The sequence below is a fragment of the Bifidobacterium moukalabense DSM 27321 genome (assembly GCF_000522505.1).
GTDB lineage: Bacteria > Actinomycetota > Actinomycetes > Actinomycetales > Bifidobacteriaceae > Bifidobacterium > Bifidobacterium moukalabense.
Genome location: NZ_AZMV01000007.1, coordinates 488313 through 502320 on the forward strand (window position 1 = coordinate 488313; position 14008 = coordinate 502320).

The 14008-nt window shown below is 61.1% G+C and carries 12 protein-coding genes; all 12 read left to right on the forward strand.

Features of this window, described 5'->3' with window-relative positions:
• Positions 1–55 precede the first annotated feature (55 nt).
• The 12 genes from BMOU_RS08255 (at position 56) to BMOU_RS08315 (ending at position 14006) form a co-directional block, all read left to right on the forward strand.
• A complete protein-coding gene (locus BMOU_RS08255) occupies positions 56–1516 on the forward strand; it encodes a coiled-coil domain-containing protein (protein ID WP_034876610.1) in 1461 nt (486 codons plus the stop codon).
• Between the two features lie 131 nt (positions 1517–1647).
• Complete coding sequence (locus BMOU_RS08260; RefSeq protein ID WP_034876612.1) at positions 1648–2988, forward strand: C1 family peptidase; 1341 nt, start codon at positions 1648–1650, stop codon at positions 2986–2988.
• A gap of 190 nt (positions 2989–3178) precedes the next feature.
• The gene (locus tag BMOU_RS08270; protein ID WP_034876618.1) at positions 3179–4315 is read left to right on the forward strand and encodes a 3-deoxy-7-phosphoheptulonate synthase; all 1137 of its coding nucleotides are present in this window, start codon (positions 3179–3181) and stop codon (positions 4313–4315) included.
• Positions 4316–4427: 112 nt separating this feature from the next.
• Positions 4428–5612: a 3-deoxy-7-phosphoheptulonate synthase gene (locus BMOU_RS08275; protein ID WP_034876621.1), complete on the forward strand. Its 1185-nt coding sequence runs from the start codon at positions 4428–4430 to the stop codon at positions 5610–5612.
• Positions 5613–5662: 50 nt separating this feature from the next.
• Complete coding sequence (gene mtnN, locus BMOU_RS08280; RefSeq protein WP_034876624.1) at positions 5663–6370, forward strand: 5'-methylthioadenosine/S-adenosylhomocysteine nucleosidase; 708 nt, start codon at positions 5663–5665, stop codon at positions 6368–6370.
• A gap of 207 nt (positions 6371–6577) precedes the next feature.
• Positions 6578–7948, forward strand: coding sequence for a sensor histidine kinase (locus BMOU_RS08285; RefSeq protein WP_034876628.1), 1371 nt, complete (start codon positions 6578–6580; stop codon positions 7946–7948).
• A complete protein-coding gene (locus BMOU_RS08290; RefSeq protein WP_034876630.1) occupies positions 7948–8652 on the forward strand; it encodes a response regulator transcription factor in 705 nt (234 codons plus the stop codon). The genes BMOU_RS08285 and BMOU_RS08290 overlap by 1 nt, the downstream gene beginning before the upstream one ends.
• A gap of 161 nt (positions 8653–8813) precedes the next feature.
• On the forward strand, positions 8814–9938 hold the full coding sequence (pstS, locus tag BMOU_RS08295) for a phosphate ABC transporter substrate-binding protein PstS (protein WP_034876633.1): 1125 nt from the start codon (positions 8814–8816) through the stop codon (positions 9936–9938).
• 149 nt (positions 9939–10087) lie between these two features.
• Positions 10088–11041, forward strand: coding sequence for a phosphate ABC transporter permease subunit PstC (gene pstC, locus BMOU_RS08300; RefSeq protein WP_034876636.1), 954 nt, complete (start codon positions 10088–10090; stop codon positions 11039–11041).
• On the forward strand, positions 11038–12036 hold the full coding sequence (pstA, locus tag BMOU_RS08305; protein ID WP_034876638.1) for a phosphate ABC transporter permease PstA: 999 nt from the start codon (positions 11038–11040) through the stop codon (positions 12034–12036). Before pstC ends, pstA begins: the two co-directional genes overlap by 4 nt.
• Before the next feature lie 71 nt (positions 12037–12107).
• On the forward strand, positions 12108–12887 hold the full coding sequence (pstB, locus tag BMOU_RS08310) for a phosphate ABC transporter ATP-binding protein PstB (protein WP_003837442.1): 780 nt from the start codon (positions 12108–12110) through the stop codon (positions 12885–12887).
• Positions 12888–13100: 213 nt separating this feature from the next.
• Complete coding sequence (locus tag BMOU_RS08315) at positions 13101–14006, forward strand: metal ABC transporter solute-binding protein, Zn/Mn family (RefSeq protein ID WP_034876643.1); 906 nt, start codon at positions 13101–13103, stop codon at positions 14004–14006.
• Positions 14007–14008: the final 2 nt, after the last annotated feature.

A 14008-nucleotide genomic window follows, 5' to 3' on the forward strand; every position in this document is an offset into this window, starting at 1 on the left:
ACGGACAGCGCTCGAAAGGTGAGCACAAAGAGGGAATTCGCGAAAGGAAAGCACCATGGTGGACCAGTTCCCAATCGTGTTGAGGGGGTATGACAAAGACAGGGTCGATGAGGCGTTCGCCGCCGCCCAGGAGACGGTGAACCGTCTTCGCGAGCAGGTGCAGGCGGACGACCAGACCATTCTGCAGCTTCAGGCACAGCTGCAGGAGGAGAAGAACCGCAAGGCCAATCCGAATTCGTTCGCGTCGTTGGGCGCCAATGCGCAGCAGATGCTGAGCTCCGCCGAGCAGACGAGCGCCGAACTGCTCGAGCGCGCCAAGAAGGACGCCGCAGCGGCTCGAGCCACCGTTCAGCTGCAGGCTGAAACCTTGCTGAACAACGCCAAGCTTGATTCCAAGCGCATCATGGACGATGCCAACGCGAAGGCAGCCTCTGTGCTTGCCAAGGCCAAGGCCGACGCCGAATCCATCACCACCAGCGCACAGCGTAATGCCGACCGTCTGCGCAACGAGGCGCAGAAGACCGTGACGGCACAGCGCCAGACCGTTGATCTGGAGCTGACGAATTCCCGTGAGGAACACGACAAGCGCCTTGCCTCCGAACGTGCCTCCCAGCAGCGCGAGATATCCGATATGCGCGCCGAGGCCACCGAACAGATCGCCGAGCAGCGCAAAAGCGCCAATGAGGAGATCGCCCGTCTCAAGAGCGAGACCAACGACCAGATCGAAGCCGCGTTGGCCGATGCCAACAAGAAGCTTGCCGATGTGCGCGAGCAGGTTTCCAAGATGATGACCGATGCGCAACGCCGTGCGGCCGAAATCACCGACACCGCCAAGGCCAAGGCGCAGGAAATCACCGACGAGGCCGAAGTGCATCGCACCAAGACCATAAGCCAGGTGAACGCCGAAGTCGAACAGATTCGCGCCGACATCTCCGCCCAGCAGGATGATGCCACCAAGAAGGTCAATGAGCTGCTGGCCGATCTGGCCGAACGCCGTGAGTCCGCCAAGCAGCAGGCCGACGAACTGATCGCCGAGGCGAGGAACGCCCGCGAGGAAGCCGATACGTATGCATCCGACAGGCGGAACACGGCCGATGCCCAGGCGGCAAGCATCGTCAAGCAGGCCACCGAAGACGCCGACGAGCAGATCAACGAACGTCGTGAGGCGGCCAAGGCCGAGCTTGATGGCGTGCAGAAGCGCATCTCCGATCTGCAGACCCGCGAGGCGCAGATCACGCAGCGTGTGAGCGAACTGCGTGCCATGTTCGCCAACGCCTTCTCCGGATTCGGCGCATCCAACTTGTCCGTGGTCAATGCCGTGGACGGCGAGGCCGCCGATGATGCCTCCGCGGATTCCCCCGACGATCAGACGGAGCCGGCGGTGACGTTCGATGAGGATATCGTCGATGAGCCACAGCAAGGTGACGATGTTACGGAATCCTCCGACGCCTCCGAATCCGTCGAATCCGACGATCGCACGGATGGCGAGGCCGCCGAGGAGCATGGCGAGCAGTGATCGCTCGACGCAATCGGATTGTCGACTACACTCGATGATGAAGGTACGGCACCTGTTCATGATGACAGGTGCCGTATGCATTCCTGGAATGAACATGCTGCATATCGGCAGCAATACGACTAAGGAGCATAATGACTGAAATCACGCCGTTGGATCATGATGCGTTGGCGAAGCTCGACGCCGACTTCAAGGTCTGCGACCACAATCACATGGCCATGAACGCCGTCACCGCGGCGGGCATCGACAAGGTGGCGCGCAATTACGATCGCGCACGGCTGCTGCAACGCCGTTTCTCCACCGTCGTGGACAACGGCACCGCCACGCATCAGGACCGTTCCGGCCGCTGCTGGCTGTTCAGCTCGCTCAATGTGGCCCGTTTCGTGGCCAAGAAGAACATGGGTCTGAAGGAATTCGAGTTCTCCCAGAACTATGCCATGTACTACGACAAGCTCGAGCGCGTCAACTATTTCCTGAAGGACATGGCCGCGCTGATCGAGGCCGGCGAGCCGGCCGACTCCCGCCTTGTGCAGCATCTGCTGCATGACGTGATGGGTGACGGCGGCCAGTGGACCATGGCCATGAACGTATACAAGAAGTACGGTGCCGTGCCGAAGGATCTGTTCCCGGAGACCGAATCCTCCAAGAACACCGGCGAGATGAACACGCAGCTGCGCCGCATGCTGCACACCGCCGTGGCCCACATGTACGCCGACCCCGCTTCGATCGGGTCGGTCATCGCTTCGGCCACGGCCGCCGGCCATCGTATTCTGACGATTCATCTGGGTGAGCCGCCGAAGAGCTTCGATTGGGAGTGGACCGACCAGGATGGCGAATTCCATCGTGACGGCGAGATCACGCCGGTCGAGTTCTGGAACAAGTACGTGGGTTCGGCCGATTTGGAGAGCTATGTGTGCTTGGTGGACGATCCTCGTCAGGAGCATGCCAAGGGCAGGAAGATCGGCATCGAACATCTGGGCAACGTGGCCGGGGGAGACCCGACCGAATATCTCAATGTGCCGAACCGGTTCATGAAGGATTGCGTGCGCCGGATTCTCGAGGAGCAGGGCATTCCGGTGTGGTTCGGAGCCGACTGCCACCCGATGATGGACCGTGAGAACGGTGCCTGGGCCACCGACCTGTTCGAATACGGCAAGGTGTATGACGTCGATTTCGACCTCGACAAGGAGGCGCGTGTACGCTACGCCGACTCCGCAATGAACCACGCCATGGCGTTCGTCGGCGTGGACGTGGCTGACGATGGCCACACCACCCGTCGCTGGCGTGTGGAGAACTCCTGGGGCGACAAGATCGCCGACAAGGGCTATTTCACCATGAGCGACGACTGGTTCACCGAGTACGTCTATGAGGTCGCCGTGCCGAAGGCGCTTCTGCCTGATGCATACCTCAGGGCGCTTGAGGAGCCCGCCCAGATGCTTCCCGCATGGGATCCGATGGGCGCATTGGCTAGGTAGCGCAAGGCGCACGCAGCCAACACGCGCCGAACGAACGGCGGAAGCCCGGTGGCTTCCGCCGCGAAGGAAGACGCCGACTGTTCCACCATGCAGTCGGCGTTTTTCATATTCCGGGCCCATCCATTAATCTGACTTCGGTAACTCATATGAGTTCATTCACGCGCAGGTTAGTCAAGGAGGAGTGGAAGCGATGTCAGGTCTTCGCGGTCCGGATAGTTCAAAGGATGCACAGCTGTTGGATGACCGCGCCGTGTTTCCGGAGACCGTGGATGTCAATATTCGACAGCTTGACCCGATTCCCGCCCCTCGATATTTTCTCAAGGAACTGCCCCTCACCGACGAGATGAGCGACCTTGTGCTCGCATCCCGTCAGGAGATTCGCGATGTGCTGCATGGTCGCGACGACCGCCTGCTCGCCATCGTCGGCCCCTGCTCGATCCATGATCCGAAAGCCGCTCACGAGTACGCCGAAAAGCTGGCCGTCGTCAAACGGGAGCTTGAGGATCGTCTTGTCATCGTGATGCGTGTGTATTTCGAGAAGCCGCGTACCACCATCGGCTGGAAGGGTCTGATCAACGATCCGGATCTTGATGGCCAGTTCAACATTCGCAAGGGCATGTGGCTCGCCCGCAAAGTGCTCACCGATGTGCTGGGTCTCGGTCTGCCGGCCGCGACCGAATGGCTTGACCCGATTACCCCGCAGTACATCTGCGATCTGATCAGCTGGGGCGCGATCGGCGCGCGCAACACCGAAAGCCAGGTGCACCGCGAACTCGCCTCCGGCATGTCCATGCCGATCGGCTTCAAGAACGCCACCGACGGCTCCATCAAACCGGCCGCCGACTCTTGTTTCGCCGCCGCCTTCGAACACCATTTCCTGTCCATCAACCTTGACGGCCGCGTGATCTCCGCCGAAACCAAGGGCAATCCCGACTGCCATCTGGTGTTGCGCGGTTCCTCGCATGGCCCGAACTACGATGCCGCATCCGTGGCGCAGGCGTTGGCCGATCTGAAGGCTTCGAAGGCATCCGGTCCGAGCGAGCATGGTCTGATCATCGATGCCGCCCATGGCAATTGCGGCAAAAATGAAGTGCGTGAGGCCGAGGTGGTTGAGGATGTGGCCGCACGTATCGCAGCCGGCGAGCAGGGCATCCTCGGCATCATGATGGAGAGCTTCCTGAAGGCCGGCAATCAGAAGCCCGCCCCGCTCAGCCAACTCGAATACGGCAAGTCCATCACCGACGCCTGCGTGCCGTGGGAACGCACCGATCAGCTTCTGCATACCCTCGCCGACGCCGTCACCGCCCGCCGTAATCTCACCAAGTAATCGTTCCTTCAAACCGCCGACGCCGTCCGTCATCGTCGGCAGATTGGGAATCCTGTTGTTTTGCACCGTGATTGCTATTCTTGGGGGAAGATAGTGACCCAAGGAGAAACACATGCAGCAGCAGCTGAATACGCCGGAGGAGCTTCGCGCCATCAGGCAGGCGATGGACGAGGGCAAGAACCCGCTGGTCGCCACTGACGTGCCACGTTGGGAGGATCAGGTCGGCATTAGCCGCATCGTGAACCGTCGTGTGCTTGAATTCGAAGTGCTGCCTACCCCGGCCCAGGTGCTGGGGGAGTTGCCGTTGAGTGAGAAGGCACAGGAGATCGTCGCCTATTCGCGCGACGAGATTCGCGCCTGCCTGTATGGCCAGGATGACCGTCTGTTGGTGATCGTCGGACCCTGTTCCGTGCACGATCCTGCGGCCGCGCTTGATTACGCCCGTCGTCTCGCCCGATTGAAGGATGAGCTGGGCGGCGAACTGCTGATCGTGATGCGCGTCTACTTCGAAAAGCCCCGCACCACGGTCGGGTGGAAGGGTCTGATCAACGATCCGGACATCGACGGCTCCTGCAATATCAAAAAAGGGCTGCTTCTGGCCCGTCATACCCTGCTTGGCGTGCTCGACGAAGGATTGGCGGCCGCCACGGAATTCCTGGAACCGACCAGTCCGCAGTACATTTCCGACGCGGTGAGCTGGGGCGCAATCGGCGCGCGCAACACCGAAAGCCAGGTGCATCGCCAGCTGGCGAGCGGCCTGTCCATGCCGATCGGCTTCAAGAACGCCACCGACGGCTCCATCAAGGCGCCGACCGATTCCTGCTTCGCCTCCGCGCAGACGCACACCTTCTTCGGCATCGATCATCTGGGGCGGGCCGCCGTGGTCAAAACCCTCGGTAATCCGGATTGCCATGTGGTGCTGCGCGGCTCAAGCGGCGGCCCGAACTATGATGCCGCTTCGATCGCCAGGGCCATGGAAACCATCCGAAATGAAATGCCGTCCGAATCCGCGGCCGCGCACGGCCTGATCGTGGATTGCTCGCATGGCAACTCCGGCAAGGACGAACACCGCCAGGCCGAAGTCGTGCACAATATCGCAGGTCGCATAGCGCAAGGTGAAGAAGGCATCACCGGCATCATGATGGAAAGCTTCATCGAAGGCGGCAACCAGAAGGCGGCTCCGCTCGACCGGCTCGTATATGGTCGGTCCATCACCGACAAATGCCTGAGTTGGGACGTCACCGAACGTCTTTTGCGTGAGCTCGCCCACGCCGTGGGCGAACGTCGCTGGAAATGATCCGTCAACCTCCTTCCCGATGGAAGGAGGATCGCAAGGAAAGGACACACATGCCTGCAATCGCCATCATCGGCGCCATGGATGAGGAGGTCGCGCACGTCGCGGCCGCTCTGAACGATGTCACCGTCACCAGCGAAGCCGGTCTCACCATCACACGCGGTACGTTGACAACCGACAACGGTGACGAATTCGACATCATCGCCACCGTTGGCGGCATGGGAACGGTGAACATCGCGGCGACCACGCAGCATCTGATCGACGTAAGCCGTCCGGATGCCGTGATCTTCTCCGGTATCGCCGGCAATCTCAATCCGTCCCTGCACGTCAACGACGTGGTGCTCGGCGGCACCCTGCGCTACCTCGATACCGACATGCGTCTGGTCGGTCAGTGGAAGCCCGGTACCGCCGACGATCCGGTGCGGGAGTTCCATTCCGACGATCGTCTGATCGAATTCGCCGACCAGGCACTGACCGATCTCGGCATCACGCATATCGTCGGCATCATCGCCACCGGCGACTATTTCGTCGACGATCCGGCCAAGGTCGAACAGGTCGTGCGCGAGACCGGCGCCGACGCGGTTGAGATGGAGGGCGCCGCCGTGGCGCATGTGGCCGCCCGCAATGACGTGCCGGCGCTGGTCATCCGTGCGCTGTCCGACAACGCCGATACGGACTATGAGGAATTCAAGGCCTTCGATATCTCCGAATATGCCGACACCGCCGCAAAGCTGACGGTGAACATCATCAAACGCATGTAGTCCGGCAACCCTCCGTATGGTCGCATGCGGCCCGTCATCCAGTCCGGTATCGGCGTGGAGACGGGCCGTCTCATATTCCGGAATCGTCGATTCCACGAAGATGAACGGTAAGGAAACTTCCGGTGGCATGCGGGAATCACAGGCGCGAACGCACCCGTCAACCCGCTACTGTTGAAGAAGAATAATGGATTATCGGAGGGTTAACGCATGACGTCAGGGCAATGGACGCTCCTCGCCGTTGTGGCGGTCATTGTGATCGTGGCGGTTGCGGCGATCGCGTATCGCCTCGGCCGGACTTTCGAAGATGGCCCGGTGCCGAATGATCCGAGTACGTTCGGCGCTTCGAGGAACACGTCGCTGTTCGGCCCGCGCGTGCCGGTGCAGCAGACGGAGCGCCAGCTGATCGCCGTCATGCCGGAGGCGCTGATCGTCACCGATGCGCTCGCCTCGGTGCAATACGTCTCGCCAGGGGCGCAGCGTTTCGGTCTGATCGAAGACAGTGCGATGACGCTTGCCGAGATCCGGGACATCCTGAAACTCGTCGCCGCCGATAGCGTGGTGCGTGAACGCGAGCTGGCGATTCCGCTCGACCGCACCGCCCTCGCCGCCGCGAAGAACACGAACGGCAAGGGATTGGAGGCCGGCAAGACCCTGCCTGCCGACACCCTGTACCTACATGTGCGCGTCGGCCAGATAGCCGATGACCGTTTCGCGATCTTCCTGTCCGACATGAGCGAGCAGCGACGTTTCGAAATCATGCGGCGCGATTTCGTCACGAACGTCTCGCATGAGTTGAAGACTCCCGCAGGCGCGATCTCGCTGCTTGCCGAGACGATCGGCGATGCCGCCGACGATCCGGATGCGGTGCGGTATTTCTCAGGTCGTATCTCGAAGGAATCCGAGCGATTGACGGAACTGGTGCATCGTCTCATCGACTTGCAGAAGGCGCAGAGCACGTCGGCCATGCTGAATGCCGAACGGCTTTCCGTACTACGGATCGCATGCGAGGCGATCGGTGAGAACCAGGTGAAGGCCGAATCGAAACACATCAATCTGGCGCTGTCATTGAACGGCAGGCCGGTGCCGTTGCACGCCGGTATGGCAGGCGATGCCGTCGTGGCATCCGGCGGCGATGGCGACGTGTTCGTCAACGCCGACCACGAAACCATCAAGACCGCCGTGAAGAACCTTGTGGAGAACGCCGTCAACTACTCGCCGGCTAACACCACCGTGGCGGTCGGCATAGGGCATGAAGGAGGCAAGGCCACCATCCGTGTGGTCGATCAGGGCATCGGCATTCCGGCCGCCTCGCTCGACCGCATCTTCGAGCGCTTTTACCGCGTGGATCCGGCGCGTTCGCGCGAAACCGGCGGTACGGGGCTCGGTCTGGCCATCACCAAGCATTGCGTGCGGGACTGCGGCGGCACCATCACCGTATGGTCGCGCGAGGGGGAGGGGTCCACGTTTACCATCACCCTGCCAGAGGCCACGGAAACGCCGGAACCGCAGGAAAACGCGGCAGCCAGGACCGAAGAGAAGAATCCGAACATTACAGGGAACATGGAGGAGAACCACTGATGACACGCATTCTGATCGTCGAAGACGAGGAATCGTATCGGGAACCGCTGGTCTATCAGCTTACTCGTGAGGGCTATGACGTGTCGGCCGCGGCCACCGGTGAGGAAGGGCTGGAACTGTTCACCCAAGGCGGTATCGATCTGGTGCTGCTCGATCTGATGCTGCCCGGCCTCGACGGCACCGCGCTGTGCCGCAGAATCCGCGAGCAAAGCCGTGTGCCGATCATCATGCTCACCGCCAAAAGCGCGGAGATCGACAAGGTGGTCGGTCTGGAGATCGGCGCGGATGACTATGTGACCAAGCCGTACTCCTTCCGTGAGCTGCTCGCTCGCGTGCGTGCGGTGCTGCGCCGCAATCAGATGGTCGCCGAATCCGACAACGCCTCCGACGACGATATTCCGCTCGTGTGCGGCGACATCTCCATGAAGATCGGCCAGCATGAGGTGAGCGTACGCGGTGAGAACGTGTTCTTTCCGCTTAAGGAATTCGAGCTGCTGGAATATCTCATGCAGAACAAGGGCCGCGTGATGACCCGCCATCAGCTCATCGACCGCATCTGGGGCTCCGATTACGTCGGCGACACCAAGACGTTGGACGTGCATGTCAAACGTGTGCGTTCCAAGATAGAGGAGGACCCGGCGCATCCGAAATACCTGACCACCGTGCGTGGACTGGGGTACAAGATCGACGCCCCCGCCGAGTGAAGGGCGAGTAGACGAATACTGTTCATCTACCGTTCACCGATTTTGGTTTTCGGCACTGCGAACGGCCAATAGGCTTGAAACTGTCATGAAGAACGATGGCGGCAACAGACAACGAAAACAGCAACGTACGCCATCAGAATGTTGACAGAGGGAAAAGAACAATGCGTAACTCCATTCTCGTACGCTCCATCGCCGCCGTGTCCGGCATCGTGATGCTGGCTTCCGTCGCGGCCTGCGGCGACAACGTCGCCACCGATTCCTCCTCGGCCAAGTCCGACACCAAAACCGAGGCCATCTCCGGTAACTTCCAGGGTGCGGGCGCCTCCTCCCAGCAGGCCGCAGTCGAAGCCTGGATCGCCGGCTTCCAGAGCTCCAACCCGGACGCCAAGGTCGCCTACAACCCGTCCGGTTCCGGCGCCGGTGTCTCCACCTTCCTGACGGGCGCCACCGCATGGGCCGGTTCCGATGCGGCCCTGAGCGATGACGAGGTCGAGCAGTCCAAGAGCGTATGCGCCTCCGGCACCGCCTTCGATATCCCGGTCTACATTTCCCCGATCGCCGTCGTGTTCAATCTCAACGGCATCTCCGGCAAGGGCAAGACCCTGAACATGGATGCCGAGACCATCGCCAAGATCTTCGACGGCAAGATCACCAAGTGGAACGACGACGCCATCAAGCAGCAGAACCCGAAGGTCGACCTGCCTGATCTCGACATCACCGTCGTGCACCGTTCCGACAAGTCCGGTACCACCAAGAACTTCCTGAGCTACGTCAAGGACGCCGCCGGCGATGCCTGGAGCTACGAGGTCGGTGAGAACTGGCCGAATGAGGTCGGCCAGGGCGCCAAGGGCACCTCCGGCGTGATCTCCACCGTGCAGCAGGCCGATGGCACCATCGGCTACGCCGACGCCTCCCAGGCCGGCGATCTCGGCACCGTGGCGGTGAAGGTCGGCGATGACTACGTGCCATTCTCCGCCGAGGCCGCAGCCAAGGTGGTGGATGCTTCCCCGCTTGACGAATCCGCCGAGGGCGACAACCGCGTGGTCGTCAAGCTCGACCACAACACCACCGAAAAGGGTGCCTATCCAATCGTGCTGGTCTCCTACGACATCGCCTGCCCGGCATACAAGGACACCGACACCGCCAAGTTCGTCAAGGCCTGGCTCAACTATGTGGTCAGTGACGAAGGCCAGCAGACCGCGGCCTCCGCGGCCGGCTCCGCACCGCTGTCCGACACCATGCGCCAGAAGGTCATGAAGTCCATCGACGCCATCGAGACCAAGTGAGCGAACGGTTCTCGGTGAACGACAGATGACCGCGTAATCCAGGCCGCAGCCGCAGTACAACGTGGCTGCGGCCTGAAGCGGTACTTATGGCGCATCGGCCGGGAACCAATCGTAAGGTCCTGACAACAATCGCAAGTTAAGGAGAACCCGTGAGTTCGCAAAGCAAAACGGCTCAGCAGCCGGTAAGCGGCAAGAACGCGGACAAGGTGTTCAAAGGCGTGGCCTACGCCTGCGGCATCCTGATCCTCGTGGTGCTCGCCGCCGTCGCGCTGTTCCTGCTGTTCCGTGCGTGGCCGCTGATCGGCGGCGACCAGGAGGCCAACAGCGCCACCATCAGCAACTTCACCGGCGGCAAGGCCTCCAGCTTCTGGGGCTACGTCGGACCATTGCTGTTCGGTACCGTACTGATCTCCGCCCTGGCACTGCTGATTTCCTTCTTCGTGTCGGTCGGCATCGCACTGTTCATCTCGCATTACGCACCCAAGAAGCTCGCCACGGCGCTGAGCTATGTGGTCGATCTGCTCGCCGCGATCCCGTCCGTGATCTACGGCCTGTGGGGCGGCCTGATCCTGGTGCCGGCCATATACCCGTTCTGGAACTGGGTGGCCAAATATCTTGGCTGGATTCCGCTGTTCGCAGGTCCCGCCGCCAATCCTTCCCGCACCGTCGCCACCGTGGCCGTGGTGCTCGCCGTCATGATCCTGCCGATCATCACCTCCATGTCGAGGGACATCTTCATGCAGACCCCTCGCCTGCAGGAGGAGGCCGCCCTCGCCCTCGGCGCCACCAGGTGGGAGATGGTCAAGCTCGCCGTACTGCCGTTCGGCAAGTCCGGTGTGGTGTCCGCCTCCATGCTGGGTCTGGGCCGTGCGCTTGGCGAGACGATGGCGGTGCTCATGATTCTTTCCCCGGGACTCAACTATTCCATCAAGCTGTTGCAGGCCTCGCAGAACCAGACGATCGCCGCGAACATCGCCGCCCAGTATCCGGAGGCCAACGATCTTGGCGTCTCCGTGCTGATCGGCACCGGCCTGGTCCTGTTCCTGATTACCTTCGTGGTGAACTTCATCGCACGTAAGCTCACCGAGAAAGCGAGTGCATGATGTCCGCCGCGCAAAACAACGCTTCGCCGATGGACGGCGCTCCCGTCATCGACTTCGACAAGTTCAAGCCGACCCGATCCTTCACCGCCGCACGCAAGCGCAAGGACCTCATGATGAGGATCCTCATCGCCCTCGCCTTCATCGTGGCCCTGATCCCGCTGTTCTCGGTGCTGATCACCACCATCGTCAACGGCATCAAACGTCTGAACCTGAACTTCCTGAGCTACAACATGACCGGTGTGGTCGGCGGCAATCCGACTCCGTCCGGCGGTTACGGCGGCATCCTGCACGCCGTCATCGGCACGCTGGAGATCACGTTCGGCGCCATGGTCATCTCCATTCCGATCGGTCTGATGTGCGCCGTGTACCTGGTGGAATACTCCAACCGCGGCACGCTGGCGCGCGTGATCACCCTGCTTGTCGACGTGATGAGCGGCATTCCGTCCATCGTGGCCGGCCTGTTCGCCTTCTCGATGTTCACGATTCTGATCGGACCGGGCACCATCAACGGTTTCGAAGGCTCCGTCGCCCTCTCGCTGCTGATGCTGCCGACCGTGGTCAAGTCGTCCGAGGAAATGCTCAAGATCGTGCCCCACGATTTGCGCGAGGCCTCCTACGCGTTGGGCGTCACCAAGCAGCGTACGATTACGAAGATCGTGCTGCGCACCGCACTGCCGGGCATCGTTTCCGGCGCGATCCTCGCCGTAGCGCGAGTGATCGGCGAAACCGCACCGTTGCTGATGACTGCGGGCTACATCGCCTCCACGAACGTCAACCTCTTCTCCGGTCAGATGACCACGCTTCCGGTGTACGTCTACCAGGAGTATTCCAAGCTCAACGCGAACTGCCCGGCCTCCGCCGACGCCTCATGCGTGACCACCATCCCGATGGAACGCGCCTGGGCCGCGGCTCTTGTGCTGATCCTCATCGTGCTCATCCTCAACCTCATCGGCCGTCTCGTGGCGAGGATCTTCGCCGTCAAGTCGGAGCGCTGAATTCGGGGCGCTCGCGCGAGGCGCGGCTGAGGGTAGTCTGAAACTTAGCAAACAAACCATAAGGAACTCAAATGGGACAACGTATTGATGTCAATCATCTGAACATCTACTACGGCGACTTTCTGGCCGTGGAAGATGTGAACATCAACATCGAAGCCAACAAGGTCACCGCGTTCATCGGGCCTTCCGGCTGTGGCAAGTCCACCGTGCTGCGCACGCTCGACCGCATGCACGAGATCATTCCGGGTGCCCACTGCGAAGGTGAGGTGCTGCTCGAAGGCAAGAACCTGTACGACAAGGACATCGACCCGGTGGCCGTGCGTCGTGACGTCGGCATGGTGTTCCAGCGTGCGAATCCGTTCCCGACCATGTCGATTCGTGAGAATGTGCTCGCCGGCGTGCGTCTGAACAACCGCAAGATCTCGAAGTCCGATGCGGACGACCTGGTCGAGTGGGCCCTGCGTGGCGCCAATCTGTGGAACGAAGTCAAGGATCGTCTCGACAACCCGGGCATTGGCCTGTCGGGCGGTCAGCAGCAGAGGCTCTGCATCGCCCGCGCCGTGGCCGTTCACCCGCAGGTGCTGCTCATGGATGAGCCGTGTTCCGCACTCGACCCTATCTCGACCCTGGCCGTCGAGGACCTGATCAACGAGCTGAAGAACGACTACACCATCGTGATCGTGACGCATAACATGCAGCAGGCCGCCCGCATCGCCGACTACACCGCCTTCTTCAACCTGAAGGCCGTCGGCCAGCCAGGCCACCTCGAGTACTTCACCGACACCACCACGATGTTTAACAACCCCCAGAACGAAGAGGCCGAGCGTTACGTCTCGGGACGTTTCGGCTGATCGACGCAGTCGATTCGCAAGGCTCCCGCAGGAATCCCACCTGCGGGAGCCTTGTCATACGTGCCTGTTTCCCGGATGGTTTCCATCCCTGATCCGGGCATACCCAACAATCGTTGGGGAAGGCATGCATCCCCGGCGACACGCATTTTTGAGAATCATTCTCATTTTGCGTTATGATGATTGCGATATACAGGTTTGAGCAGGAAGATCATCATGAAGCGAATGGTACAAAGGGCGGTCGCGGTTGTTGCGGCGATCACCATGCTTTCGGCATTGGGTGCGTGCGGCGGCGGGCAGTCTGCGGATGGTTCCGCCAAAGGCACCATCAATGTGGTAGCCTCCGTCAATCAGTGGGGCACCGTGGCGAAGGCCCTGGGCGGCGGCAATGTCAACGTGACCAGCATCATCAACTCCACGAACGTGGAGGCGCACGACTATGAGCCGACCACTGCGGATATCGCCAAGCTGCAGAAGGCGCAGGTGATCGTCGTCAATGGCGCCGGCTACGACTCATGGGCCGTGAAGGCGGCGAAATCCACCAACGCGGACGTCGTCAACGCGGCCGAGGTGAGCGGTAAGAAGAGCGGCGACAATCCTCATGTCTGGTTCTCCGCGCAGGTACGTGAAGACACGGCCAAGGCGATCGCCGCGGCCTATAAGAAGGTCGCTCCGAGCAAGGCCGATGATTTCGACAAGTTGTATGAGCAATGGCAGTCCAAGGAGAACGACCTTATGAAGAGAATCGCCGAGGTCAAGAAATCCGCCGATGGACTGACCTATGCGGCGACCGAATCCGTGGCCGATTATCTGGCGAATGATCTTGGGCTGAAGGACGTTACGCCGACGGGGTACGCGCAGGCCACCGCCAATGAAAGCGAGCCGACGCCGACCGACATCAGGCAGTTCACCGATGCGCTGGAATCCGGTGAGATCAAGCTGCTGGTCGTCAATACTCAGGAGGAGACCGACCTGACCGGCAAAATCACGGATGCGGCGAAGTCCGCGAACGTGCCGATAGTGGAACTCACCGAACAGATGCCGGACAAGTATGATTCGCTGACTGCTTGGATGGAGGGTCTGATCGACGAATTCAGCGCGGCCATCCAGAAGGCCGGCTGATT